This is a genomic window from Streptomyces sp. Act143 (assembly GCF_003143935.1).
GTDB lineage: Bacteria > Actinomycetota > Actinomycetes > Streptomycetales > Streptomycetaceae > Streptomyces.
In genome coordinates this window covers 6,770,004-6,794,599 of record NZ_QFRX01000001.1, presented here as the reverse complement: position 1 = coordinate 6,794,599, position 24,596 = coordinate 6,770,004, and the positions used below count along the sequence as shown (strand labels likewise).

The following is a 24,596-nucleotide window of genomic DNA, read 5'->3' as shown; positions in this document are numbered from 1 at the left end:
GAGGGAATGCAGCTCAGAGCGGAAAGGCACACGCCCCGCGCACATGCGCCCCCGTGACCCCATGTACCCGTGAGCGAACGGTGGGTGTTGTGACACAGCTATGACGTAGCTGGGCGGTACTTGGGCTTACGGAAGGGGGGTGGACGGCGATTACCCTTTCCCTTCTGGCCCCCTGCCCCACCAATCGGAACGCGAGATACATGACCGTCAACGGCAATGACGACGTACTGCTTGTCCACGGCGGAACCCCGCTGGAGGGCGAGATCCGTGTCCGCGGTGCGAAGAACCTCGTACCGAAGGCCATGGTCGCCGCCCTGCTGGGCAGTGGGCCGAGTCGACTGCGCAACGTTCCGGACATCCGTGACGTGCGTGTCGTACGCGGTCTGCTGCAACTGCACGGTGTGACGGTCCGTCCGGGCGAGGAGCCGGGCGAACTGGTGATGGACCCGACCCACGTCGAGAGCGCCAACGTCGCTGACATCGATGCCCACGCGGGTTCCAGCCGTATCCCGATCCTCTTCTGCGGCCCCCTGCTGCACCGCCTGGGGCACGCGTTCATCCCCGGCCTCGGCGGCTGTGACATCGGCGGCCGGCCGATCGACTTCCACTTCGAGGTGCTGCGGCAGTTCGGCGCGAAGATCGAGAAGCGCGCGGACGGCCAGTACCTGGAGGCGCCGCGGCGGCTGCGCGGTACGAAGATCCGGCTGCCGTACCCGTCGGTCGGCGCGACCGAGCAGGTGCTGCTGACGGCGGTGCTGGCGGAGGGTGTCACCGAGCTCTCCAACGCCGCGGTGGAGCCCGAGATCGAGGACCTCATCTGCGTCCTGCAGAAGATGGGCGCCATCATCGCGATGGACACCGACCGCACGATCCGCATCACCGGTGTGGACTCGCTCGGCGGCTACAACCACAAGGCCCTGCCGGACCGTCTGGAAGCCGCCTCCTGGGCGTCGGCCGCGCTGGCGACCGAGGGCAACATCTACGTCCGCGGCGCCCAGCAGCGCTCGATGATGACGTTCCTCAACACCTACCGGAAGGTGGGCGGTGCCTTCGAGATCGACGACGAGGGCATCCGTTTCTGGCACCCCGGCGGCCAGTTGAAGTCCATCGCGCTGGAGACGGACGTGCACCCGGGCTTCCAGACGGACTGGCAGCAGCCGCTGGTGGTGGCCCTGACACAGGCGACCGGCCTGTCGATCATCCACGAGACGGTCTACGAGTCCCGCCTCGGCTTCACGTCCGCGCTGAACCAGATGGGTGCGCACATCCAGCTGTACCGCGAGTGCCTGGGCGGCTCCGACTGCCGCTTCGGCCAGCGCAACTTCCTGCACAGCGCCGTCGTCTCCGGTCCCACCAAGCTCCAGGGCGCCGACCTGGTCATCCCCGACCTCCGCGGCGGCTTCTCGTACCTCATCGCGGCCCTCGCGGCCCAGGGCACGTCCCGGGTGCACGGCATCGACCTCATCAACCGCGGCTACGAGAACTTCATGGAGAAGCTCGTCGAGCTGGGCGCGAAGGTGGAGCTGCCGGGCAAGGCGCTCGGATAGCAAACAGTCGTACGAACGCCGATGGGGCGGTCACCCGAGTCCGGGTGACCGCCCCATCGGCGTCAACTGCAGCGCGCCCCTCAGGGGCGCGGGGTACTGCGCGCTCAGCCACGGCGAACCCGCAGTCGCCCGCGGCGCCACGCCATGACTGCGAGCAGACGCCCTTACTTGCCCTTGGCGGCTTCCTTGAGCTTGGAGCCCGCCGAAACCTTCACGCTGTAGCCGGCCGGGATCTGGATCGGGTCGCCGGTCTGCGGGTTACGCGCGGTGCGAGCGGCACGGTGGGTGCGCTCGAAGGTCAGGAAGCCGGGGATGGTGACCTTCTCGTCGCCCTTGGCGACGATCTCGCCGACGGTCTCGGCGAACGCGGCCAGCACGGCGTCGGCGTCCTTGCGGGTTACCTCGGCACGGTCGGCCAGCGCGGCCACCAGCTCACTGCGGTTCATGTTCTTACTCCCGTGTTCTTCTTGCCGTTGGGGTGTGCCTAGCGGCCAAGCCGCACGAGGCACAGCGAAGCCGATGCGCTCGCGCCCAGGGACGCATCCTGCCCCTACCTGCTGCGGGAAAGCCAATCCGGCACCCGCTGGAGTCGTGAGAACACCCTTGGGTGTCACACGAAGAGAGGTCCCGAGCCTGGCCGACACGATAAACGTCAGCCAGGACGGCCCGGTTCCACGACGCGCCGGTGCAAGGCCTTGCCGTGGTGATCCTCACAGCCTGCGCACATCGCCCTAGGACGCCGCGCCCGCCGCCTTCGCCGCCTCGCGCACCGCACCGGCGACCGCGCCCGCGACCTTGTCGTTGAAGACGGACGGGATGATGTAGTTCGGGTTCAGCTCGTCGGCGCTCACCACGTCCGCCAGGGCGGTCGCGGCGGCCAGCATCATGTCGGTGTTGACCGTGCGGGACTGGGCGTCCAGCAGACCGCGGAACACGCCCGGGAACACCAGCACGTTGTTGATCTGGTTCGGGAAGTCGGAGCGGCCGGTGGCCACAACCGCCGCCGTCTGCCGGGCGATTGCCGGGTCGACCTCGGGGTCCGGGTTCGCGAGCGCGAACACGATCGCTCCCTCGGCCATCGCGGCCACGTCGTCGCCGTCGAGCACGTTGGGCGCCGAGACGCCGATGAAGACGTCGGCGCCGCGCACCGCTTCCTTCAGCGTGCCGGTCAGGCCCTCGGGGTTGGTGTTGTCGGCGATCCAGCGCAGCGGCGAGTCCGCGGCGGCGTCGACGAGGTCCTCGCGGCCGGCGTGCACGACGCCGTGGATGTCGGCGACGACGGCGTTCTTCACGCCCGCGGCGAGCAGCAGCTTGAGGATGGCCGTACCGGCCGCGCCGGCTCCGGACATGACGACGCGGATGTTCTCAATTGCCTTGCCGGTGACGCGAAGTGCGTTCTTCAGGGCGGCGAGGACGACGATCGCGGTGCCGTGCTGGTCGTCGTGGAAGACGGGGATGTCGAGGGCCTCGCGCAGGCGCGCCTCGATCTCGAAGCAGCGGGGGGCGGAGATGTCCTCCAGGTTGATGCCCGCGAACCCGGGGGCGATCGCCTTGACGATCTCGACGATCGCGTCGGTGTCCTGGGTGTCCAGGCAGATCGGCCAGGCATCGATGCCGGCGAACCGCTTGAACAGGGCCGCCTTGCCCTCCATGACCGGCAGCGCGGCCTTGGGGCCGATGTTGCCCAGGCCCAGCACGGCCGAGCCGTCCGTCACGACCGCAACGGAGTTGCGCTTGATGGTGAGGCGGCGGGCGTCCTCGGGGTTCTCGGCGATCGCCATGCAGACGCGGGCGACACCCGGGGTGTAGATCATCGAGAGGTCGTCACGGTTGCGGATGGGGTGCTTGGACGCCATCTCGATCTTGCCGCCGAGGTGCATCAGGAACGTACGGTCGGAGACCTTGCCGAGCGTGACGCCCTCGATGCCGCGCAGCTGCTCGACGATCTCGTCGGCGTGCGCCGTGGAGGTGGCCGCGATGGTGACGTCGATCCGGAGCTTCTCGTGGCCGGAGGCGGTCACGTCGAGGCCGGTCACCGAGCCTCCGTGGGACTCGACGGCCCCGGTGAGCTGGGAGACCGCGGTTCCGCTCGCGGGCACCTCCAGCCGGACCGTCATCGAGTAGGAGACGCTGGGCGCCGTTGCCATGGCCGACTTCCTCTGCTTTCACCGTGTGACGCTGTATGCCGTCCGATCGTCGCACCTACCCCTGAGTACGCGGTAGCCGCCTCGGATTGCGGACTTTTTGTTCACAGAGTGGACGCGTTTTCGGAAAGCGACTTCCACCATACGAGAAATGATCGATCAACGAAAGAGGCCCACGTCAGTGACGTGGGCCTCCGTGATGCTCAGTGACACCGACCCGCCATGCTCGCCTCGCGGCAAGTGGTCCCTCTAAGGGACGAAGGTTGGGCCCGGGGGCTTGGATCGGGCCGGTGTCACATCCAGGCTAACAAACGGATCCCGCAAGGCCATTCCCATCCCGGGAGTTCAATCTCTCAGCAGATCGGGTACCCCGTCGGCGTCCGGCTGGTCCCGCTCCCCCGACACGATCGTCAGCTGCTGGGTCGCCCGGGTCAGGGCCACGTACAGCACCCGCAGGCCGGCCGGGGACTCGTCCGCGATCTCGGCCGGGGAGACGACGATCGTGGCGTCGTACTCCAGGCCCTTGGCCTCCAGGCTGCCGAGGGCCACCACCCGGTCGCCGAGGCCGGTGAGCCAGCGGGCGGCCTCCTCGCGGCGCTGCATGGCGACCACCACGCCGACGGTGCCGTCGACGAGGTCGAGCAGCCGGGCGGCCTCGGCGCGGACGGTGGCCGCGAGCGCGTCCCGGGCGACCGTGCCGTGTCCGTTGTCCGTGGTCACGAAACGGGGCTCGACCCCGGTGGAGCGTACGGCGCGCGGGGACTCGGAGCCGGGCATGGCGAGGGCCAGCACCTTGGCGGCGAGCTCGGCGATCTCGGCCGGGTTGCGGTAGTTCACGGTCAGCTCGAAGCGGCGGCGGGGGCGGGTGCCGAGGGCCTCGTCGCGGGCCTCGGCGGCCTCGTCGGGGTCGGACCAGGAGGACTGGGCCGGGTCGCCGACGACCGTCCAGGTGGCGTGCCGGCCGCGGCGGCCGACCATGCGCCACTGCATCGGCGTGAGGTCCTGGGCCTCGTCGACGATGACGTGGGCGTACTCGGTGCGCTCCTGGGCGAGCCGCTCGGCGCGCTCGCGCTGCGACTCCTCACGGACCGGCATCAGCTCCTCCAGGCCGGTCAGCTGGTCGAGGGGGTCCAGCTCGCGCTTCTTCTTGGGGCGGGCCGGGGTGCCGAGGATCGCCTGGAGCTCGTCGAGCATGGCGATGTCGTGCACGGAGTACCCGTCCCGCTTCAGGGAGCGGGCGACCCTGCGGATCTCACCGGGGTTGAGGACGCGGCGGGCCCAGCGGCCGAGGCGGCGCTCGTCGGCCATGGCCGTCAGGACGTCCCTCGGGGTGAGCTCGGGCCACCAGGCGTTCAGGAAGTCGATGAAGCTGTCCTCGGAGCTGACGTCCTCGTCGAAGGAGGAGCGCAGCTCGGCGGCGAGCTCGGGGTCGGTGTGCCGGGCACCGGCGCCGGACTGCGCCCACAGGGCGTCGAGGAGGAGCTTGCGGGCCCGCGGGCGCAGCAGGTTCACGGGCGCGGTGCCGCCGAGGGCGTTGTGGCGGATGCGGTCCAGCTCGGCGGACTCCAGCTCCAGTCGGCGGCCGAAGGCGACGACGCGCAGGCGGGTGGGGGTGCCGGCGGGGCGGGCGGCGGTGGCCTCGTCGTCCTCGCCGAGGGTGAGCTGTGCGGCGGCGGGCCTGGTCTCCAGGGCGCCGCGGGCCGCCTTCCGCAGGACCTTGAGCATGCGGTACGAGCCCTTGGCGCGGGCGGTGGACGGGCTGTCGTACAGCGTGGCCTCGGCGCCGTCGACGAGGGAGCCGATGGCGCGGATGGCGACCTGGCCCTCCTCGCCGAGGGAGGGCAGGACGCCCTCGGTGTAGGCGACCAGCAGGGGCGTCGGCGAGACGATCAGGATGCCGCCCGAGTAGCGGCGCCGGTCCTGGTAGAGGAGGTAGGCGGCGCGGTGCAGCGCCACGGCGGTCTTCCCGGTGCCCGGGCCGCCCTCGACGTAGGTCACGGAGGCGGCGGGGGCGCGGATGACCAGGTCCTGCTCGGCCTGGATGGAGGCGACGATGTCCCGCATGGTGTGGCTGCGGGCCTGGCCGAGGGCGGCCATCAGGGCGCCGTCGCCGATGACCGGCAGCTCGTGTCCGTCGAGGAAGGCCTTCAGCTCGGGGCGCATCAGGTCGTCCTCGACGCCGAGGACGCGGCGGCCCTTGGAGCGGATGACCCGGCGCCGTACCACCCGGCCGGGGTCGACGGGGGTGGACCGGTAGAAGGGAGCCGCCGCCGGGGCCCGCCAGTCGATGACGAGCGGGGCGTACTCGGAGTCGAGGACCCCGATCCGCCCGATGTGCAGGGTCTCGGCGATGTCGGCGGTGCTGTCCTCGCGCACGGCGCCTTCGGCGGGCTCCACGGCGGTGTAGGCGCCGTCGGGGCCCTTCTTGCCGTCCCTGCCGAGGAGCAGGTCGATCCGGCCGAAGAGGAAGTCCTCGAACTCGTTGTTGAGGCGGTTGAGGTGGACGCCGGCCCGGAAGACCTGGGCGTCCCGCTCGGCGAGCGCGCCGGGGGTGCCGACCTGGCCCCGTTTGGCGGCGTCGTTCATGAGGAACTCGGCCTCGTGGATCTTCTCCTCGAGGCGCCGGTAGACCCGGTCGAGGTGTTCTTGTTCGACGCTGATCTCCCGGTCACGAACGGAGTCGTGATCCGGGCCGACCGCGGTTTCCTGCTGTGCCTGAGCGGCCACCGGGCCCCCTTCTGACGTGCTGGGCAGCCGTCAACCCTAAGTGAAGGGGGCTGGTGGAAGCTACGCGTCGACCTCTACGAGCTTCTTGCCGTCGAAGGTCATGACCTCGAAGTGGTCGATCTGGTTGGGGTCGAAGGCCGCGCCGCCATGGACGTACAGGGGCTGTTTGGCCTCTTCGGTCTTGGCGTTCGGGATGCCGTAGCCCCAGTTCGGGACGGACCAGGAGGTGACCGTCTCGCGCTCGCCGTTCTTGCCGACGGCGATCAGGGAGCACTTCTCGGGACCCGTCACGTTCTTCAGCTGGAGGACCGCGTGGGTGCCCCAGTCCTTCTTCTCCACCGCGACGGTCGCGGTGACGTCGGTCGAGGGGTCGGTCGCGGTGACCTTGTCCTTGATGACCTCGAAGGCTTCCTTGGCGGGGCTGCTCGTGGTGTGTGCCGAAACGTTCCCACCCGAGTCGTTGCCCGTCGCGCCCACGGCGACCAGCGGGCCGCCGATGATCAGCGCGGCCGCGGCGGCGACCAGGTAGAACCCGCGCCGGCGCTTCTGGGCGCGGCGTTCGGCAACCTCGTCGACCAGCTTGTTCACCAGCCGCGGGCTGGGCTTGGCGGACAGCGACTCACCGATCGCGGGCGTACCGGTCCCGGGCAGGTCCGCGAGCGCGGCCAGCATCGGTTCCATCCCGGCGAGTTCGTCGAGCTGCTGGGCGCACCACTCGCACCCGGCGAGATGCACCTCGAAAGCGGTTGCCTCGGCGTCGTCGAGGATTCCGAGGGCGTAGGCGCCGACGGTCTCGTGCTCGCTCGGCACCGGAGATCCCTGCATAGCCCCAGACATACCCGAACCACCTGTGCCGAATCCCTGGTTTCCCCCGTAAACACTCATCACGCCGTCACCCCCCGCTCCTCCAGTGCCAGCTTCATCGACCTCAGGGCATAAAAGACCCGCGAGCGGACGGTGCCGCTGGGTATTCCGAGCGTCTCGGCCGCCTCATTGACGGTACGCCCCTTGAAGTACGTCTCGACGAGCACCTCCCGGTGCGCGGGGGTCAGGTCGTCGAGCGCGTCCGACAGCGTCATCAACCACAGCGCCTTGTCGATCTCGTCCTCCGCGGGGATGACCTCCAGCGGCGACGGATCGACCTCCTGCGGCCGGGCCTGCCGGCTTCGGTGGCCGTCGATGACGATGCGCCGGGCGACCGTCACCAGCCAGGGGCGTACAGATCCGGTCGCTCGATTGAGCTGACCGGCGTTCTTCCAGGCACGGATCAGCGTCTCCTGCACGACGTCCTCGGCTCTTTGCCGGTCTCCGGCGACCAGCCTCAGCACATAGGCGAGCAGGGGTCCCGCGTGCTCTCTGTACAGAGCACGCATGAGCTCCTCATCAGGTTCCGAGGGCTGGGACATGCGATGTCGGGCCCTCGATCCACGTTCATTGGCCACGACGGAATCCTTGCGCACGCCCACCTCCGATGTCCGGGGGTTCCCCCAGCCGGTCGCTCAACACCGGGTACGGACGCGGGCGGTTGGGTGTTCAAAGTGACGTGACAGTTTTCTTCCGAGTGACGTGACGAGAGGGACATGCGCACACATTCCCACCGTGCGATCTTTACATTTCCGCCACACCGGCAAGATCGGCGCGGCTGCCCGCGTCAGGCCTGAGGTAAACGGCGTGTAATCGAAATCACTTCGACTCCCGTTCCGCAGAAGCCGCATAACGGTCTCTCAGCTTCGGAGGCCGGCCCCTCAGGCGCGGGCGAGGGCCGCGCGACGGCGGTGCCGGGCCACCCTTTCCCGGTTCCCGCAGACCTCACTGGAGCACCAGCGCCTCCTGCGTCCCCGTGACGTGTCCAGGTACACGATGGGGCAGTTGTCGCCGGCGCACTGCCGCAGACCCGCGCGCGCGACGGGGTCGGTGAGCAGTTCCACGGCGTCCCGGGCGACGGCGCCGAGCAGTGCGGCCAGTTCCGGCGGGGCCGCCAACTCGCGTACGAGGGTGCCGTCCTCGTCGCGCACCGCACGCGGGGCCGGGGGCGCGGCGCCGGCCAGTTCGTTGACGCGGGCGAGCGCGATGTCCGCACCGGCGGACCCCGTACGCACCAACTGCCCGGTCTGCCACCGTAGTTCACGGAAACCCACGAGCCAGGAGGCGTCGGCGTGCGTCAGCGGGGTGTCCGCCGGGACCAGCCCGGAGCCGACGATCCAGGCGCACAGCACCTCGACCGAGTCGAGCCGTTCGACGGGGTGGGTGGTCGCGAGGAGGTCGAGGCAGATCCGCCCGGCGTCGAACCGCAGCTCGTACGGGGCCGCGGCCGTATCAAGTGCCATGTGCCTGTCACCACCTAGGGTGCCGTGAAGAAGACGGTTCCCTCTCACAGTGCCTTCCCGCCCGCGCCGCCGGAAGTCCTCGTACCGGCGGGGCGGCTCCGGCGCCGCGTGGACGCACGCGTATGGGGCTGGGCGCCTGAACCATGTCGGCGGTGATCCCGGGCCCCTTGACTGGAGGGCATGACGAAGCAGAGCGGCACGACGGGCGGGGTACTGGGGGCGGCCACGGTCGCCATGGGGCTGATCGCGGGCTCCTTCTACGTGTTCGCGTGCGCGGTGATGCCGGGGCTGGCCCGCAGCGACGACCGGGTCTACGTCGAGGTCATGCGCAACATCAACGACGTCATCCAGAACCCGGTGTTCATGCTGAGCTTCCTCGGGGCGCTGCTGCTGACCGGGGTGGCGGCGTGGCAGGGCCGCGGGGAGCCGCACCGCCAGTGGGTGTGGGCGGCCCTCGCCGCGTACGCCCTCGCCTTCCTGGTGACGGTCGTCTTCAGCATCCCGCTCAACGACGACCTGGACGCGGCCGGCGATCCGGCCGCCGCACGCGCCGGCTTCGAGGACGCGTGGGTGGCCTGGAACGTCGTACGGGCCGTGCTGTCGACGGTGGCGGTGGGGTGTCTGGCGAGGGCGCTGCTGGTGCGCGGGCGGTCCTACACGTCGGCGTACTTGGCGTCGGCGGCCGGGTCCAGGGCCAGCCGGTAACCCCGCTTCACCACCGTCTGGATCAGCTTCGGGGCGCCGAGGGCCGTGCGCAGCCGGGCCATCGCCGTCTCCACCGCGTGCTCGTCGCGGCCCGCGCCCGGCAGCGCCCGCAGCAGCTCCGCCCGGGCCACGACCCACCCCGGCCGCCGGGACAGCGCGCGCAGCAGCGACATCCCGGCGGGCGGTACGGGACGCAGGGCGCCGTCGACGAGGACCGCGTGGCCGCGGATCTCGACCCGGTGGCCGGCGATGGGCAGGGTGCGGGCCCGGGCCGGGAGCTCCTGGCACAGGAGCTGGACGAGCGGCCCGAGGCGGAAGCGTTCGGGCTGGACGGTGTCGACGCCGCGGGCCTGGAGCGGAAGTGCCGTGACCGGGCCCACGCAGGCGGGCAGGACGTCGTGGTTGAGGGCGGCGAGGAGCTCCGGGAGCAGGCCCCGCTCCTCGGCCCGGGTCAGCAGGGACGCGGCGGCGGGGGCGCTGGTGAAGGTGAGGGCGTCCAGGCCCCGGGAGACGGTGGCGTCCAGGAGACGGTCCACCGGCCCGATGTCCTCCGGCGGCATCCACCGGTAGACCGGCACCCCGAGCACCTCCGCTCCCCCGGCCCTGAGCGCCTCCACGAAGCCGGGCAGCGGCTCGCCGTGCAGCTGGACGGCGATCCGGCGCCCGTCGACGCCCTCCTCCAGGAGCCGGTCCAGCACCTCGGCCATGGACTCGGACGACGGCGACCAGTCCTCGGTCAGCCCGGCCGCCCGGATCGCGCCCTTCACCTTGGGGCCGCGCGCCAGCACCTCGACGCCGCGCAGCCGCTGGAGCAGGTCCTCGCCCAGGCCCCAGCCGTCGGCGGCCTCGATCCAGCCGCGGAAACCGATCGCGGTCGTGGCGACCACGACGTCCGGTACGTCGTCGATGACCTGCTTGGTCGCGGCGAGCAGCTCGCTGTCGTCGGCGAGCTGCACGATCCGCAGGGCCGGTGCGTGCAGGACGGCGGCTCCCCGTCGCTGCAGCAGTGCGCCCAGCTCGTCGGCCCGGCGCGCGGCTGTCACCCCTACGGTGAAGCCGGCCAGGGGGCCGTGTTGTTCTGGTCGCTGCTGTTCGTCGTACATAACTCTCGTCCCGCACTCGAGTCGTTTGCACCTACACGGGGTGTGATGGCACCTGCATGCCGACCGAGCCTGTCAACGGCGCGTGACAGGCTCGGTTCGGCTTCATTGCGCCGGTGTTACGTCACACCTCGGCATAGCTGAGCTGCGGCTTCGCCTCTGCGGCAGCCGTCGTCTCGGCCTTGACCGCGGTACGGCGAAGGTATACGGCCCAGGTCACCGCGAAGCAGAGGGCGTAGTAGACGAGGAAGCTGACGAAGGCGCCGGTGCCGGAGCCGTTCGAGAGGAACGACTGGCGGAAGGCCATGTTGATGCCCACACCGCCGAGCGCGCCGACCGCGCCGATGAGTCCCATGGAGGCGCCGGAGAGCCGGCGGCCGTAGGCGGCTGCCTCATCGCCGCGCAGCCCCTTGGCGAGGGCCTTGGCCTGGAAGATGCCGGGGATCATCTTGAACGTCGAGCCGTTGCCGAGCCCGGTGAGGATGAACAGCGCCACGAAGGCGGTGACGAACAGCGGCAGCGACTTCTCCATGCTGGCGAAGATCAGGACGCCGGTGGCGGCGGCCATGGCGACGTAGTTGTAGAGGGTGATCTTCGCGCCGCCGTACTTGTCGGCGAGCCAGCCGCCGACCGGGCGGATGAGCGAGCCGAGCAGCGGGCCGATGAAGGTGACGTACGCGGCCTGCAGCGGCGTCCGCCCGAACTGCACCTGGAGGACCTGCCCGAAGGCGAAGGAGAAGCCGATGAACGAGCCGAAGGTGCCGATGTAGAGGAAGGACATGATCCAGGTGTGGCCGTCCTTCGCCGAGTCGATGGCGGCACCGGTGTCGTTCTTGACGGTGGCGAGGTTGTCCATCTTCAGCGCCGACAGCGTGGCGGCCGCGACGATGAGCGGGATGTAGATCCCGAGGAGCACCCGCGGCCCGCCGGACGCCCCGATGACGGCGAGGGCGATGAGCTGGATGACCGGCACACCGATGTTGCCGCCGCCCGCGTTCAGTCCGAGCGCCCACCCCTTCTTGCGGAGCGGGAAGAAGGCGTTGATGTTGGTCATCGAGGAGGCGAAGTTGCCGCCGCCGATACCGGCCAGCAGGCCGACGAGCAGGAAGGTGTTGAAGGAGGTGCCCGGCTCCATCACGGCGAAGGCCGCGATGGTCGGGACGAGCAGGAGGCTGGCCGAGATGATGGTCCAGTTCCGGCCGCCGAAGATCGCCACGGCGAAGGTGTACGGGACCCGGACGACGGCTCCGACGAGCGTCACCATCGAGGTCAGCAGGAACTTGTCGGCCGGGGTCAGGCCGTACTCCGGGCCCATGAAGAGCACCAGCACGGACCACATGGTCCAGATCGAGAATCCGATGTGCTCGGAGAGGACGGAGAAGGCCAGGTTGCGGCGGGCGATCTTCTCCCCGGTCCGGTTCCAGAAGGTCTCGTCCTCCGGATCCCACTGCTGGATCCAGCGGCCGCCCCTGCTCGGGGGTGCGGGGGCTGTGCTAGGGGCTGTCATGCTGCCTCCACGGTGCTTCGGGGCTCGGGGCTCTCTGAGCGGCTGATCCCGAAGGTAGGGAGGGCGCGTTTCCTCGCTGTGGCACTGGGTGACCGGAAAGGAACTTTGCTCTCACCCGGCGGCAAGGTGGGGTGAGAGGTAGTTGCGGCCGTTTGTTACGAACAGCTCCCAGTGGCGTGGGTCACCGTGTGGCTCACCCTTGGGGTGCCTGCCAGTTGGGGTTCTGCTGGGGGTAGGGCTGCTGCGGGTAACCGTAGGGCTGGGGCTGCGGCGGGTACGGCTGCTGCTGAGGCTGACCGTACGGCTGCTGACCGTATGCCTGCTGCTGACCGTAAGGCTGCTGACCGTATGCCTGCTGTTGACCGTACGGCTGCGGCGGCTGATGGCCGTACGGTCCGGCCGCGAAGGGATTGGCCTGCCCCGGCAGCTGCGCCCCCGGCGGCAGGTAACGCACCCGTCCGCTCTCGTCGGTGACCGGCGTGAACCCGGCGGCCTGGAGCAGGCCGGCGAACTTGACGTTGCGCTTGCCGTTGACGACGAAGCCGATGGCGAGCACCGCCAGCAACGCGACCCAGACGATCGCCGCGGTGACGAAGTCGCCGGACTGACCGCCGAATCGAAACGCCAGGACCAGGCACGCGACGCTGGCGCCGGCCACGGCGTACCCCATGCGCTTCTTGGCCTGCCCGGTGAGGTCGAAGTTGATCCGGGCCTTGAGGAGTTCGAAGGCGTCCGGGACGAGCGGAGGCACGGAGACGCCGTCGCTCGCGTTCGGGTACTGCGCCCAGTTCTGCGCGGCACGGGTGCGGGCCTGCGGGCTGGGGTCGGGGACGAGCAGCATGACGAGGGCGTTGTTACGACCGCCGCCCTGCCGGACGTCGGCGTACTCGTAGCCGAACTGCTGGGCGATGAAGGCGAGCCGGGCGAGCTTCTTCACCGAGGCCATGGGGCTGGTGAGTTCGACGGCCTCCCCGCTCGCCATCAGCCGCAGCATCTTCTGCACTTGCCGCTTGCTCATCGTCGTCCGCTCCCCACCGGGCCACCCCGTTCACTTCCGCAACCGGGGCAGTCTCGCATGCCGTATGCCACGGGGACATCGCGGTCCCCCGCGGTTTACAGGATCTTGGCGCGCCCGTCCGCGACGGTAACCTCTGGGTCATCTGTGACCTGTGGGGGGACTGTGCGAAGAAGAGCGATGGCGGTGCTGGGGTGCTTCCTGGTGACGGCGTGCTCGGGGGGCGGCGGCGGGGACGAACGCTCCGGGCAGGAGATCCTCGACGAGGCGAACAAGACGATGGCCGGGCTGACGTCCGTGACCGTCGAGGGGACGACCACCAACCCCGAGGGCAAGGGTTTCACCGCCCGCATCACGACCGACCTCCACAGCAGGTGCTCGACGAAGACGACCTGGAACTGGAACGGCGCCGCCCTCGAACAGATCCGCATCGGCAGGACGGACTACGTCCGCCCGAACCGGGCGTACATCGAGTGGTGGTCGGACAAGTCGATGGACGGGGACCAGGACCGCTGGGTCAAGACCCCGGCGAGCAAGGCCGAACCGGGCGACGGACTGGCCGACTGCCCTCGTGACTTCTCCTCCTTCGGCACGGCGAAGAGGGGCGAGCCAACGGAGGTCGACGGCACTCCGGCGATCTCGGTGATCGTGACGGACAAGGCGGTGAGGACGGGTAAGTACACGTTCTACGTGGCCACGGAGGGCAAGCCGTATCTGCTGAAGGTTGTGTACAGGGGGACGGACTTCCACACCACCACGACGTACAGCGGCTTCGGCAAACCATTGAACGTGAAGCCGCCGGAGGATGTCCTGGACGCGGAAGCGCTGGCCCGGCATGACGCCTCAGGCCCGATCCGCAGTTCGGCTGGGAGCTGAACGGCAGCGGTTGGGCGGCCTGCCGCATCGCGGACACCCGGCGGAGCACACATCCATCGTCAGCTACTGCAAGGACGCCCTCGCCGACGGACTTTTTGGGTACGGCACCCGTTCCCGGTGGCCACACTCCAGGATCTACGACGACTGCACCTCGGACACGACGACTGCGACCGTCGGCACCCTGCCTCCTAGCCGTCCCCCTCTTCATAAGCCTCGTAGTCCTCGGCGAGCCGAAGCCCGAGATCGGACTCCCAGTCCAGCGCCCACTGGCGTAGCTCGCTGATCTCCTCGGGCCCGAGACCGTACGCCGCGAACTCCTCGTCACTCACCCAGACGGCGCTCTCCAGTCGGTCACGCAGCTCGACGAGGTCGAATTCCCCCGCATCCCGCAACCCGAGCTGCTCAAGCTCGATCACGGGGTAGTACCGGCAGGCTGCGTGCACATCGATCACGTCCCGCGGCAGACCGCGATCGCCGAGAGCGCGCACCTTCATGACGACGAGGTCCTCAAGATCGACCACAGGTCCGACATCCAGGACGACAGGACGATGAGACAAGGCCTCTTTGAGAAGGTCCACCTCGCAGGCCTCCTTGCTGTCAGGATCCGTGACCAGCAACCGCGCCTTCAGCAGCCTCACGTCCACCAATGAGACCGTCCAGCCGTGGCCGCTCAGACCGTCCGCGAGACGCGACACGATGTCCCGCCATCGGGGCGGGATGCCGGGTGGCGAAATCCAGGTCCTGGCTGAGACGGGCAACCAGGCCATGCGCCTGTACGGCGTAGCCACCGGCGAGTGCAAGCTCGTAGTCCCCGCCCGCTTCGAGTGCATCCGCCAGCAGACGGCGGTGCAGTGCGGGCAGCCTCATGCTGCGCTGGAGCGCCGGAGCTCGGGAAAGGCTTCCTCCCACGTCTCGCGCACGCCCCGCCCCAGCATCTTGCGCAGGATCGGCCAGTGGCGAAGGAGATGTTCGCGGTTGAGGTAGCGCACAAAGTCGTCTCTGGAGCCGTTGTTGAGGACGATCCTGTACAGCCCCAGCAGCAACTTCACATTACCGAGATCGAAGGCCCGCAGCCCGGACCACGCGAGCTCCAGCGGAAGCTCGACGGTCCCGGTTCCCGGACCGGCCAGCTCGTCCAGCGTCACCGGCAGTCGCTCCGCCCCGTAGCCCCAGCGGGAGGGCGCTCTGTCGCTTCCGTCTGCGTACTCGGCCACGACACCAGTGTGCCGACTCAGCACCCGCGCTTCCTTCCACCCACCTCGAACCAAAGCAGTTTCCCGGCGCCCCGGTCGAGCAGTCCGTCGCCGAGAGCCCACCCGCCCCAGGAGTCGGCGTACTCCTGGACGAGCAGCAGCCCACGCCCACCGCCGGCCTCGACCGCGACGGGCCGCACTCGATCACCGGGTGGCCTGGCGAACGGGGCGGGGAGTTGGGGTGACTGTCCCAGACCCCGACCCGCAGGCGCCCCGCCCCGAGGGCAGTCAGCCGGAGGGAGGCAGGCCCCTTGGTGTGCCGATAGGCGTTGGTCACGAGCTCGGAGGTCAACAGCTCTACGGCGTCCAGGACTTCGGTCATGCCGTGGCCGTTCAACGTGGCCCGTACGGTCATACGTGCGACACGTGCGGCTCTGGGGTCGTGCGGCAGGCGAAGGGCGTACACCCAGGTATCGGGCAGGGCTACGGTGACCATGGGATACCTCCAGCAGAAGAGAAGGGGACTTTGACGGCTCGCTCAACGGCCGTGCCCGGCGGTGGCTGTGCCTGGGGAGATACATCTCCCTGAAGTGAGAGATGAACCCGTAATTACTTCGTGTGGGTTACACAAGCGCCGTTCGTCGCCCGGAAGGAGGCGCATTGCCGCCCACCAGCAACCCGACCCTCCGCCAGCGACGCCTCGGCGTCGAGCTGCGCAAACTTCGTGAGCAGGCTGGCTTCACAGCGACCGGTGCGGGCTCGCTGCTCGGCGTCAACCAAGGACGCATCAGCATGATCGAGACCGGACGCAGCGCCCTGAGTGCCGATCGCGTTCGCGCCATGGCGTCCGCTTACGCCTGTTCCGACGAGGCCCTTGTCGATGCCCTGGCCGACATGACAGGACGGCGGGGGCACGACTGGTGGGAGGCGTATCGCGATCACCTACCCGCCGCGCTGGTTGACCTCGCCGAACTGGAGCACCACGCAAGGGGCTTGCGGGTAGCACTCGTGATCCACATCCCCGCACTACTGCAGACGACCGACCACGCCCGATCGCTCTTCCGAGCGGTGGTGCCGCCCATGCGGCAGTACGAGATCGAGCACCGCCTCACGCACCGCATCAAACGACAGGGAATCCTGCACCGGGAGAACCCTCCCCCGTACTCGGCATTCATTCACGAGACAGCCCTGCGCATGGGCTTCGGCGGCCCCGCTGTCGTCCGCGGCCAGCTGAAGCATCTGCTCGACATGAGCGAACTGCCCCACGTCACGATCCGGGTGATCCCCTTCGGCACGGAGTTCTTCCCCAGCACAGGGCAGTCCTTCGACTACGTCGAGGGTGCCGTCCCGCAGCTGGACACAGTCCAGTTGGACACCCACCACGGCGGCTGCGGATTCCTCGACACAGAGGCATGGTTGAGCAAGTACCGTGCCGTACTTGATCACATGGAGACCTGCGCACTCAGCACCATCGAGTCACAGGACTTCATCCAGCACCTCATCCAGGACACCTGAAAGGTCCGTACGATGCAGACCACCCATTGGCAGAAGTCGACCTACAGCGGGGACAGTTCGAACTGCGTCGAGATAGCCGCTGAGCCCAGCATCGTCCGAATCCGCGACTCAAAGAACGCGGGAGGCTCCCAGCTGGCCTTTCCATCATCCGCCTGGACGTCCTTCATCTCCCACACAGCGTCGGGCAGCATCAACAACCGCCCGCCAGGAATACGGGGAGAGCCCAACGCCTGAGCTGAGACCCTGTCCAGCCGCTGGCCTTGCTGCATTCTCGGGGAGTCACTTGGGCTCGCCTCTGAACGGTCCGGCGCGCTGAATGCTGACGCCAGGTGAGTCCCGCGGTCTACCGGCCGTCGCGGACTCCCGTTCTGCCGGCTTGGAACCAGGTTTCCTAGCCCTCATAGATATGTGCCACACACAATCCTTCGCGTTGAGCCAAGCCGAAAATTTGACGCAACTCGGCCACGGATTCCGCCAGATCGTCCAGGTAGCCGACCGGAATCCCTCCCCGAAGGATACCTGCAAGAACCTCGGGAGCCCGACCCATCACTCCATCGAGGTCAACTTCGGCGAAAAAACCACTGACACGCGCCACTTCGTCAACCAAGAGCACGGAACATACCGTTCCGAAATTGTCATCGCCGAGAATACTCCCGCCGGCGACGGCCAGTCTCGCAATTTCACCTCCGCCTGCCTGGATCAGCAATTCCTCAACAACGCCCGCATCTTCCCCCAGGTCACACCATTCGCCAGCATCACCCTCTGACTCCAGGGAGCGAAACTGGGAAATCACATGATCGAATCCTGAGTCGATGTCTGTTGCCGCGACAGGGAAAACGGACACATTCACGGCTTACCACCTTTCAACGGCACAGGGATCAGTAGGCTATCAGGGGGCCGGAGAGCGGGGGAATCAAGGGTGCACCTGAACCGCTCCCTCCGAAGTCGAAGGGGCTTTTCGACCAGTCATGGTTCCCGACATTCTCATGCCACCAATCCTGCGCCTTGTTCGAGAACTTCTTGTACCAGGGCTCTTCGACATTCACCGGCCCCCGCACAGGGGGACTTGGGGGTTTACCTGGACCGCGATTCATATTTTTCGTCTTGTATGCGATCAAACCCTTACTCTTGGCCGACGGAAAGGAGTCAACCCATTCGTTCGGCTTGAAAAGATTGGGCCCCTTGAGCGGAAACATCGTGAAGCCAAGCTTGACTTTCATTTTTTTCGTGTTCGGGTCATCTTCCAGTTGCTTCTGCAGAGCTTTTACATACCTATCAAGCTCTTCGACTCCATCACTCTCCGCCTTTCCTCCAAAATTCTTCACTTCCCAGACATACACGGTTTCGTCGGTCCAATAGAGAAGATCGGCCCAGCCAGCCTTCCCCCTCTTTCCACCTTTACGAATGTAGTTCTCAGAATCTTTGTATCCCATCGTCTGCTGGAGATCGACCGTGACCTTTCCGCCCCCCTTGGGCTGGAGCATTCGCAGCCACGCCATGTACATCATGATGGTGGTGTCGTGCGCCTTGGTGTACTTCTCCTTGATGTACTGAGCCCTCTGCCTTTGCCGCATCTTCTCGTGCTCGGCTTCCTGCTTGACCAGGTCAAGCAATCCGCTCGGGTCACTGCGCGATACCGGGCTGTTGCGGCTATACGCGTATCCATTCATCTGAAGCGGATCAGCGACGTCGATGATCGGGTCCGCCGAGAGGAACCGGCCCGAGCCCTGGTCGTACTCACGTGCGCCGATGTGGGTCAGACCCGTCGCCGCGTCGTCGATGCCGGTGCCGAGGTAGCTGCGCTTGTTGGGCCAGGACGTCGGCTTTGTGCCCCGTGCCTCGCCGTACGGCTTGAACGCTCGTCGTGTCACCGGCTGGGTGCTCGACAGTTCGACGCTCGTGTTGGACGTGCCCAGGTGGTCGGCGATCAGGACGCTGAGCTTGTGGCCGGTCAGCGAGCCGTTCGTCGTCGTGCGGACCACCGTCGGTGCGCCCGCTTGGGCGTAGGAGCGGGAGGCCTTGGTCAGGGTGCCTGACGCGTTGGTCGTGAGTTCCGTTTCGCCCAGGTAGAGGACCGAACCGGACGCGGAGTTCTCGAGGAGGCGGTTGCCGTCGGCGTCGTAGACGTACGTCGTCTTCTTGCCGTCGTCCGTGATCGAGTCGAGCTTGTTCTCCTGTGTCCAGACCAGGTTCTGGGTCGTGTTGTAGAGGTCCCGGACCTCGGTGTTGCCGGTGGCGTCGAAGGTGTAGACGCTGCCCTTGCCCGAGGGGGTGGAGGTGATCGACGTGGCCGTATGGGGCTGGGTCCGGTAGGCCGGGGTCGTACTCGTCGCGGCGACCGTCTTGCCGTAGCCGTAGCTGTACGTGACGTTCTTCGTCGCGTCCGCCGTGTCGTGCTCGGTCATCGTGGCGCGGTTGCCCAGCCAGTCGAAGGTGAACGACTGACGGTAAGCGGTCGCGCCCGTCGAAACCGTGGCCGGGTCGGGGGCCGCCGCCGCGAGCGTGGACGTGAGGCTGCTGTCCGGGCTCGTCTTGTCAGTGGAGGCGTCCGGGGCGTCGGTCACCGGGCCCGTCGAGGGCGCGTAGTCGGCGCGATAACCCCAGGTTGTGCCGTCCGCGGCCTTGCAGCCGGTGCCGTTGCGGTCCTGCACGGTCTGCGACGTCCAGGCGTGGACCAGTTCGCCGAGCACGTCGTAGGTGAAGCACTGGGTGTCCCACGTGTCGCCCGTCGCCTCGCTCAGCTTGCGGGCGTTGGAGGTGATGGTGCCCGAGCCGTCGTACGAGTAGAAGCTGTCCGTGATGCGGTGCGGGCCGGCGGTCTCGCGGTCGGTGACCGTGCGCTGGAGGCGGCCGGAGTGCGGGTCGACGAAGTTCGTCGTCCAGACGCGGTAGGGCTGGGCACCCGAGACCGTGCGCAGCACCTCGCCGTAGGGCGAGTAGGTGGCGTCCGTGGTGTACCAGGTCTGGCCCGAGGTCGATTCCGGCAAGCCGTCGCCGTTGTAGCGAGTGACGACCTTCTCCCGCGCCAGGCCGCCGACGGCGGGCAGCGTGACGGAGAGCGGCCGGCCCGTTGGGGTGTACGTGTACTCGTAGGCGTACGTGCCGGACACGCTTGTGGTCATCGGGTTGGCCGGGATGACCGTCTCGCTGCCGGTGACGTGGTAATCGGCGTCGTAGCCGGTGACACGGTTGATGTAGTCGCCGCTGTCGGTGTGCCGGGTGGAGGACGCCGGCTTGCCGAGGCCGCCGGCGGCTGCGTCGTAGGTGTAGCTCCTGACCGGGGTCGCGGACGCCGAACCCTGGCGTACGAACCTCATGCGGCCGAGGACGTCGTATTCGGTGAACGTCTCCTGCTGCCGGGCGTTCTTCACCCAGTTGGGACGGTCGGCCGAGTCGTACCCGGTCTCCGTCGTACCGGTGTCGGGGTCGGTGGCGGACGTCACCCGGCCGCGGGCGTCGTACGTGTACGACCAGACATTGCCCGCGGGGTCGGTGACCCTGGACCGGTTGCCTCGGGCGTCGTACTCGTAGGTGGTGCTGCGGACCGCGTTCGACGAGGTGGATTCCTGGGTGTAGTGCTGTAGGGAAGTGACGCGGCCCAGCGCGTCGAAGTACGTCCGGGTCCGTGGTGCGGTCGATCCCGGCGGGTCGAAGTAGGTGCTGTCCAGGCTGTATGTGGTGTAGGTCGCGTACTTGTACCAGTCGCCGTAGTACGTCGACGCGCGGACCTCGCGCTCCATGCCGTCGTAGCGGTACTTGGTCCAGGTGGGGATCAACGACTGGGACCGGGCCGCGAACATCGCCGCTTCCGGCTCGCCCTTCGCCAGGTACCCGCCGGTCTTCTTGTCGACCAGGCCGTGGTCGTTGTACTTGGTGTCCACGACGATCCGGCCGGGACCGTGGGCCTCGGTCTGCGTCTGGACCTCGCGGGACAGGCCGTCGTAGAGGGTAATGGCGGTGGTGTAGGAGCCGTCGTCCTTCAGGGTGTTGACGGTCACCGCCGCCGGCCGGTTCACGCTGGAGGTGGCGATCGCCGGCTGGTAGGAGATCGTCACGTTCGGCGACTTGCCGTCCGAGCGGGAGGGGGACCAGCCCTTCACCATGCGGCCCAGGGCGTCATACTCGTTGCGCGTCACACGGTTGTTGGGGTCGGTGACGGTCAGCGGGAGGTTGCGCCCGGGGTCGAAGGTCGTCGTGGTGGCCTGGGTCGTCGTGGCGTTGATCGACTTGATCGCGGTGACCGGGCCGCCGGTCTTGGGCGTGTACTGGGTCTCGGTGGTTCCCTCACCCGGTTTCGTGGTGGTGAGGATGCGGCCGAGATCGTCGTACGTCGTGTTCGTGACGACGGAGTACGCGGTGCCGGTGCCGTTGATCTCGGCCACCGACGTGGCCGTACCTCTGGTCGGCGTCGCCCCGTAGGCAAGCTTGTCGTAGCTGTACTGGGCCGCCGCCTTCAATTTGGTGGCCGGGTCGGCGGTGTCATGGGCGGCGCAGGACGTGCCTGTGGTCCGCTGTTCCTTGGGCAGACCGATCAGCCATGCCGTGGTGTTGTGCACATACGTCGTCTTGGTGCACGTCTGGTCGGAGAGGGTCTCGCCGGTGCCGTTCGGCTTGACGACCGACCTCTCCACCGTGAGGGGCAGGCCGTAGGTGTCGTCCACCGTGGTGAGGGTGCGGACGGCGCGCCAACTGTCATTGGCCTGGGTCTGGATCTCGTCCGTGCGCTGGACGCCGGTGCGGTGGGCGAGCAGTGGATCGGCAGCGGTGGCGTCCTCGTTCTCGCGGGCCCTGGAGGCGGTCTGCTTGGACCACGGGTAGTTCAGGTTCTGCTCGAGCAGCAGGCCGTCGGAGTCGCGGTAGGTGAGGGTCTCCGCGGTCATTCCGGCGTACTGCGGGGCGTCGTCCGCGAGAAGTGTGTACTTGCCCTTGGAATCCTTGACCTCACCGCCGGTCCCCTGGAAGTAGCGGGTGACGGAGAGGGACTGGCCCTGCACCTCACTCGCCTCGGAGGTCGACTTGCCGCCCTTGGTGACCTTGACCTGCCGGTACCCACGCCAGTCGCTGTACGTGCGCAGCGCGGGACGGGTGAACTCGTCGTCACTCTTGGCCCACGCCGGCCCGGAGTACGTGTACTGCGTGGTGACCGGCACGCCATGCGAGGTGACCTTGTCGGTCTCGGTCACCGAGGCGACGACGTACTTGTTGAACCAGGCTTTCGGCGGGGTCTTCTCGTCGCCGTCGGGCGACCAGCGCACCGGGTAGCAGGTGCCGTTGCTCTTGCCCTTGTCCTCGGTGGGTTCGGCCGCGCAGCCGCCGGTGTACTCGACTGAGATGTCGCCGCCATTCTCGGTGGAGACGGTGCCGATGCGGGGGCGGGTGAAGCCGGGGCGCTGGTCGGTCTTGCTTCTCGGTACGAGATTGGGCAGTTGGCGGTCCTTGAGGCGGCCGTGCAGCGGTGAGGTGGAGCCGACCGTGTACGGCGCGAAGCTGACGCCGTTCTCGGACTGGAGGGTGCCGGTGGTGTCGCCGGGTGCGTAGCCGGTGCGGGTGATGGAGTTGAGCCACAGACCGGGCGAGGTGTCGTACCAGTCCGCTGGAAAGGACTGGCGCAGCGTGTACTTGTCGACCAGGCCCAGGCCGGTCTGGCCTGCGCGGGCCGCCTTCGTCGTCACCGTGTCCAGGCGCATCTGTGTCCAGAACGACGGGAACGCCGGGCACAGCTTGGACGTGGACTTGCAGTTGAGGTTGCCGGGGGTGTCCCACCAGTAGCGGTAGGCACCGGGGTCGTCGGTCTTGGCGAAGTTGGTCGCGGTGCACGCGGTGTCCGACTTGAGGCAGCGTTGCTTGGCCCCGAAGGTCACGGTCGCCGACGGCGTGGTCAGGCTGTCCGGGCGCATGCCGTACTCGATGGTCGTCGGGTAGGCGTAACGGTCGTACTGCTCAGGCGACTTGAACTTCTTCTTGACGGCGTAGTAGTTCGTCTCCTGCGTCCAGTTGACGATCATGGTGTTGCCGTGGATGTCGACGACCTTGTCCAGGCCCCAGCGCCAGGCCTGCTGCTTGCCCGCGCCGCAGCGGGAGTCGGCGAAGGCGGTGGCATGGCAGGGCTCGCCCGGGTGGTTGCCGAAGACTGGCACGGTGGAGACGGAGTTGGTGTTGGCGTGGCCGCCGCCGACACTGTTCTGGCCGTAGTAGTACTGCGTGCCGTCCGTGGTGGTGACGACCCAGTACTCGCCGTTGTTGTCGTCGTTGGTGCCACCGAGGCGGTGTTCGACTCGGGTGCCGTCGTCCTGCTGGGGGCGGTAGATCTCGGTGTTCTTCTCCGGGTCGCTGCCGGACGCCGCGTCCCGGACGAGTTCGGTGGTCTTGCCGCCCAGCGACATCACCGCGTTGTACGACACCCAGCACAGGTCGGACGTCTTGTCCTTCTTGGCGGTGTTGTTGGGCGTTCCGGCCTTGAGGGTCTTGCGGTCGTCCTCGCAGGAGCGGTAGCGGCGCTCGATGTAACCGGGGTCGTAGGACCAACCATCGCCGATCCAGGACGCCTGGGGCGAGGAGACCCCTGTACGGCCATCCACGACCTGCGAACTGTAGTCAAAGGAGACCTCGGGGGCTGGTCCTGCCGCTGGGGTCGGCACGGTGAGCGGGTAGGACCAGGTGAACCCACCTGATGACCCTCCCGCCTCCCACTTGCCGTCCGAAGCAAGCGGAGACGCCTTGAACGTGCCGCCGTTACCGCTGCCCGAGTCAACCGCGCCGACGACCGCGGTGCTGCTGCCCGCGGCGGCGATCGGCGCCGCCGCTGTGGAGGCAGACTTCGTGTAAGTCGCCTGAACCACACCGGAGTTCGTGGGGACAGAGGATCTCGCCGAGGCCGGCGTCACCGCGCTGTCGGCAGCGGGGTCGACCGTGGCGGTGATGGACTTCGACGCCGTGTCGTTGGTCGTCTCCAGTTCCTCGTACGTCTGGCACGCCTCGTCGTCCGGCGTGGTCAGGTAGCAGTCGGGGAACTGCACGAAACGCAGCCTGGAAGCCCAGTCGGCGCCGTAGAGGCTTTTGAACTTGGAGTAGTCGAGCTTGACAGAGACGGGTACCGAGCCAGTCGCAGGAGCCTCCACGACCACGACGGCACCGTCCACACCCTGGCCTGTCGCGGAGGTGCGCTCCGGGATCGTGACCTGCCAGGTGCCGGTCGGCACGGGCTGCTCAGCGGCTTGGCCAAGGCTCACGGGCAACGTACCGGCCGGGGTCAGTGCCGCCTGCTGCGCGGTCGAAGTGGCCGTTCGCGTTGACGCCGGTGTGGTGGTGGACCCGAACTTGACCGGTGCCGTTCCGACGGGCGTGACCGTCGTGTTGGCCGGCGCCTCTGGCAGGTCCTTGGGCACCGTGGCTCGCAGGGTCACCCGGTTCTTACTGACCTCCTTGCCCGGTATCGGCTCTTCCTGCGGAAGTTCCTCCAGGGTCAGAGATTCCCGCCCGACCTCTTCCTGCGCCGGGTCCGGAGGCAGCGCCAGCGCTTGCGCCGGGAGCAGCCCGAGCAGTAGCGCGGCGGCGGTGACCGGCACGGCTGTGCGCGCCACTCGACGCCTGCGAACATGCGGAAGTCGATCGAACACGACGACGTCCCCCCGGACCACTTGAAGCGGGGCCGGCGACGGACCACGCGTGACGACTTATCAGACAGCGAAGATTCTGTGATCACTCTGTGAGCAAGCGCCAGATATGACCGCTTGATGTGATGATCATCACGGTCCGTAACGCGTCGCTACGCTACGAATACGGCGAAGGGGAGATACCGCTTTCACTGGATCTTGCCAGATCATTACTCCTGATTGACCCAGAGAGCACTTCAGGTGACAAACGACCCTTAATTACGCGTGAATTGACGTTTTTTAGGGTCTTTGCACCCCGTGATTGCAAGGTGTGGAAGCGCCACCCAT

17 protein-coding genes and 2 pseudogenes are annotated in these 24,596 nt (G+C 67.9%); 5 read left to right on the top strand and 14 right to left on the bottom strand.

Annotated elements, in window-relative coordinates; all coding sequences use genetic code 11:
• Positions 1-200 precede the first annotated feature (200 nt).
• The gene (gene murA, locus DI272_RS31055) at positions 201-1,547 is read left to right on the top strand and encodes a UDP-N-acetylglucosamine 1-carboxyvinyltransferase (RefSeq protein WP_109498494.1); all 1,347 of its coding nucleotides are present in this window, start codon (positions 201-203) and stop codon (positions 1,545-1,547) included.
• A 164-nt stretch (positions 1,548-1,711) separates the two neighbouring features.
• On the opposite strand, the gene DI272_RS31050 is transcribed toward murA, so the two are convergent.
• The 6 genes from DI272_RS31050 to DI272_RS31025 all read right to left on the bottom strand — a co-directional run bounded on the left by DI272_RS31050 (position 1,712) and on the right by DI272_RS31025 (position 8,745).
• A complete protein-coding gene (locus tag DI272_RS31050; RefSeq protein WP_007382399.1) occupies positions 1,712-1,993 on the bottom strand; it encodes an HU family DNA-binding protein in 282 nt (93 codons plus the stop codon).
• A 285-nt stretch (positions 1,994-2,278) separates the two neighbouring features.
• Positions 2,279-3,694 (bottom strand): NAD-dependent malic enzyme, encoded by a 1,416-nt coding sequence (locus DI272_RS31045; protein ID WP_109498493.1) that lies wholly within the window; start codon positions 3,692-3,694, stop codon positions 2,279-2,281.
• 342 nt (positions 3,695-4,036) lie between these two features.
• Positions 4,037-6,418 (bottom strand): UvrD-helicase domain-containing protein, encoded by a 2,382-nt coding sequence (locus tag DI272_RS31040; RefSeq protein WP_109498492.1) that lies wholly within the window; start codon positions 6,416-6,418, stop codon positions 4,037-4,039.
• A gap of 60 nt (positions 6,419-6,478) precedes the next feature.
• The gene (locus tag DI272_RS31035; RefSeq protein ID WP_309221676.1) at positions 6,479-7,303 is read right to left on the bottom strand and encodes a zf-HC2 domain-containing protein; all 825 of its coding nucleotides are present in this window, start codon (positions 7,301-7,303) and stop codon (positions 6,479-6,481) included.
• Positions 7,303-7,824 carry a sigma-70 family RNA polymerase sigma factor gene (locus DI272_RS31030; protein ID WP_010039908.1) on the bottom strand — a complete coding sequence of 174 codons (522 nt, stop codon included), beginning with the start codon at positions 7,822-7,824 and terminating at the stop codon, positions 7,303-7,305. Before DI272_RS31030 ends, DI272_RS31035 begins: the two co-directional genes overlap by 1 nt.
• A gap of 339 nt (positions 7,825-8,163) precedes the next feature.
• Complete coding sequence (locus DI272_RS31025; protein WP_109498490.1) at positions 8,164-8,745, bottom strand: ABATE domain-containing protein; 582 nt, start codon at positions 8,743-8,745, stop codon at positions 8,164-8,166.
• Between the two features lie 180 nt (positions 8,746-8,925).
• On the opposite strand from DI272_RS31025, the gene DI272_RS31020 reads away from it, so the two are divergent.
• A complete protein-coding gene (locus DI272_RS31020) occupies positions 8,926-9,450 on the top strand; it encodes a DUF1772 domain-containing protein (protein WP_258314737.1) in 525 nt (174 codons plus the stop codon).
• Here DI272_RS31020 and DI272_RS31015 read toward each other — a convergent pair.
• The 3 genes from DI272_RS31015 to DI272_RS31005 all read right to left on the bottom strand — a co-directional run bounded on the left by DI272_RS31015 (position 9,399) and on the right by DI272_RS31005 (position 13,075).
• Positions 9,399-10,553 carry a uroporphyrinogen-III synthase gene (locus tag DI272_RS31015; protein ID WP_109498489.1) on the bottom strand — a complete coding sequence of 385 codons (1,155 nt, stop codon included), beginning with the start codon at positions 10,551-10,553 and terminating at the stop codon, positions 9,399-9,401. The genes DI272_RS31020 and DI272_RS31015 overlap by 52 nt on opposite strands.
• 121 nt (positions 10,554-10,674) lie before the next feature.
• Positions 10,675-12,057 (bottom strand): NarK/NasA family nitrate transporter, encoded by a 1,383-nt coding sequence (locus DI272_RS31010; protein ID WP_109498488.1) that lies wholly within the window; start codon positions 12,055-12,057, stop codon positions 10,675-10,677.
• Between the two features lie 193 nt (positions 12,058-12,250).
• Positions 12,251-13,075 (bottom strand): hypothetical protein, encoded by an 825-nt coding sequence (locus DI272_RS31005; RefSeq protein ID WP_109498487.1) that lies wholly within the window; start codon positions 13,073-13,075, stop codon positions 12,251-12,253.
• A gap of 177 nt (positions 13,076-13,252) precedes the next feature.
• Here DI272_RS31005 and DI272_RS31000 point away from each other — a divergent pair, with 177 nt between their 5' ends.
• A complete protein-coding gene (locus DI272_RS31000; protein ID WP_258314736.1) occupies positions 13,253-13,948 on the top strand; it encodes a hypothetical protein in 696 nt (231 codons plus the stop codon).
• A gap of 188 nt (positions 13,949-14,136) precedes the next feature.
• Here DI272_RS31000 and DI272_RS30995 read toward each other — a convergent pair.
• The 3 genes and pseudogenes from DI272_RS30995 to DI272_RS45645 form a co-directional block, all read right to left on the bottom strand.
• A pseudogene (locus tag DI272_RS30995) lies at positions 14,137-14,815 on the bottom strand (nucleotidyl transferase AbiEii/AbiGii toxin family protein).
• Positions 14,812-15,162, bottom strand: coding sequence for a hypothetical protein (locus tag DI272_RS30990; protein ID WP_258314735.1), 351 nt, complete (start codon positions 15,160-15,162; stop codon positions 14,812-14,814). Before DI272_RS30990 ends, DI272_RS30995 begins: the two are co-directional and overlap by 4 nt.
• Positions 15,163-15,179: 17 nt before the next feature.
• A pseudogene (locus tag DI272_RS45645) lies at positions 15,180-15,637 on the bottom strand (ATP-binding protein).
• A 164-nt stretch (positions 15,638-15,801) separates the two neighbouring features.
• On the opposite strand from DI272_RS45645, the gene DI272_RS30980 reads away from it, so the two are divergent.
• Both DI272_RS30980 and DI272_RS30975 read left to right on the top strand, forming a co-directional pair.
• Positions 15,802-16,656 (top strand): helix-turn-helix transcriptional regulator, encoded by an 855-nt coding sequence (locus tag DI272_RS30980; protein ID WP_109498486.1) that lies wholly within the window; start codon positions 15,802-15,804, stop codon positions 16,654-16,656.
• A gap of 12 nt (positions 16,657-16,668) precedes the next feature.
• Positions 16,669-16,890, top strand: a complete 222-nt coding sequence (locus DI272_RS30975) for a DUF397 domain-containing protein (protein WP_109498485.1) — start codon at positions 16,669-16,671, stop codon at positions 16,888-16,890.
• A gap of 157 nt (positions 16,891-17,047) precedes the next feature.
• On the opposite strand, the gene DI272_RS44275 is transcribed toward DI272_RS30975, so the two are convergent.
• Positions 17,048-17,506: a hypothetical protein gene (locus tag DI272_RS44275; protein ID WP_146238408.1), complete on the bottom strand. Its 459-nt coding sequence runs from the start codon at positions 17,504-17,506 to the stop codon at positions 17,048-17,050.
• 28 nt (positions 17,507-17,534) lie between these two features.
• A complete protein-coding gene (locus tag DI272_RS30965) occupies positions 17,535-24,236 on the bottom strand; it encodes an RHS repeat domain-containing protein (protein WP_258314734.1) in 6,702 nt (2,233 codons plus the stop codon).
• Between the last annotated feature and the right edge of the window lie 360 nt (positions 24,237-24,596).

What these genes read in the sequence shown, in the direction of transcription:
- murA (WP_109498494.1), top strand. Translation starts at nt 201, where the DNA reads ATGACCGTCAACGGCAATGACGACGTACTGCTTGTCCACGGCGGAACC.
- DI272_RS31050 (WP_007382399.1), bottom strand. Translation starts at nt 1,993, where the DNA reads ATGAACCGCAGTGAGCTGGTGGCCGCGCTGGCCGACCGTGCCGAGGTA.
- DI272_RS31045 (WP_109498493.1), bottom strand. Translation starts at nt 3,694, where the DNA reads ATGGCAACGGCGCCCAGCGTCTCCTACTCGATGACGGTCCGGCTGGAG.
- DI272_RS31035 (WP_309221676.1), bottom strand. Translation starts at nt 7,303, where the DNA reads ATGAGTGTTTACGGGGGAAACCAGGGATTCGGCACAGGTGGTTCGGGT.
- DI272_RS31030 (WP_010039908.1), bottom strand. Translation starts at nt 7,824, where the DNA reads ATGTCCCAGCCCTCGGAACCTGATGAGGAGCTCATGCGTGCTCTGTAC.
- DI272_RS31025 (WP_109498490.1), bottom strand. Translation starts at nt 8,745, where the DNA reads ATGGCACTTGATACGGCCGCGGCCCCGTACGAGCTGCGGTTCGACGCC.
- DI272_RS31020 (WP_258314737.1), top strand. Translation starts at nt 8,926, where the DNA reads ATGACGAAGCAGAGCGGCACGACGGGCGGGGTACTGGGGGCGGCCACG.
- DI272_RS31015 (WP_109498489.1), bottom strand. Translation starts at nt 10,553, where the DNA reads ATGTACGACGAACAGCAGCGACCAGAACAACACGGCCCCCTGGCCGGC.
- DI272_RS31010 (WP_109498488.1), bottom strand. Translation starts at nt 12,057, where the DNA reads ATGACAGCCCCTAGCACAGCCCCCGCACCCCCGAGCAGGGGCGGCCGC.
- DI272_RS31005 (WP_109498487.1), bottom strand. Translation starts at nt 13,075, where the DNA reads ATGAGCAAGCGGCAAGTGCAGAAGATGCTGCGGCTGATGGCGAGCGGG.
- DI272_RS31000 (WP_258314736.1), top strand. Translation starts at nt 13,253, where the DNA reads ATGGCGGTGCTGGGGTGCTTCCTGGTGACGGCGTGCTCGGGGGGCGGC.
- DI272_RS30975 (WP_109498485.1), top strand. Translation starts at nt 16,669, where the DNA reads ATGCAGACCACCCATTGGCAGAAGTCGACCTACAGCGGGGACAGTTCG.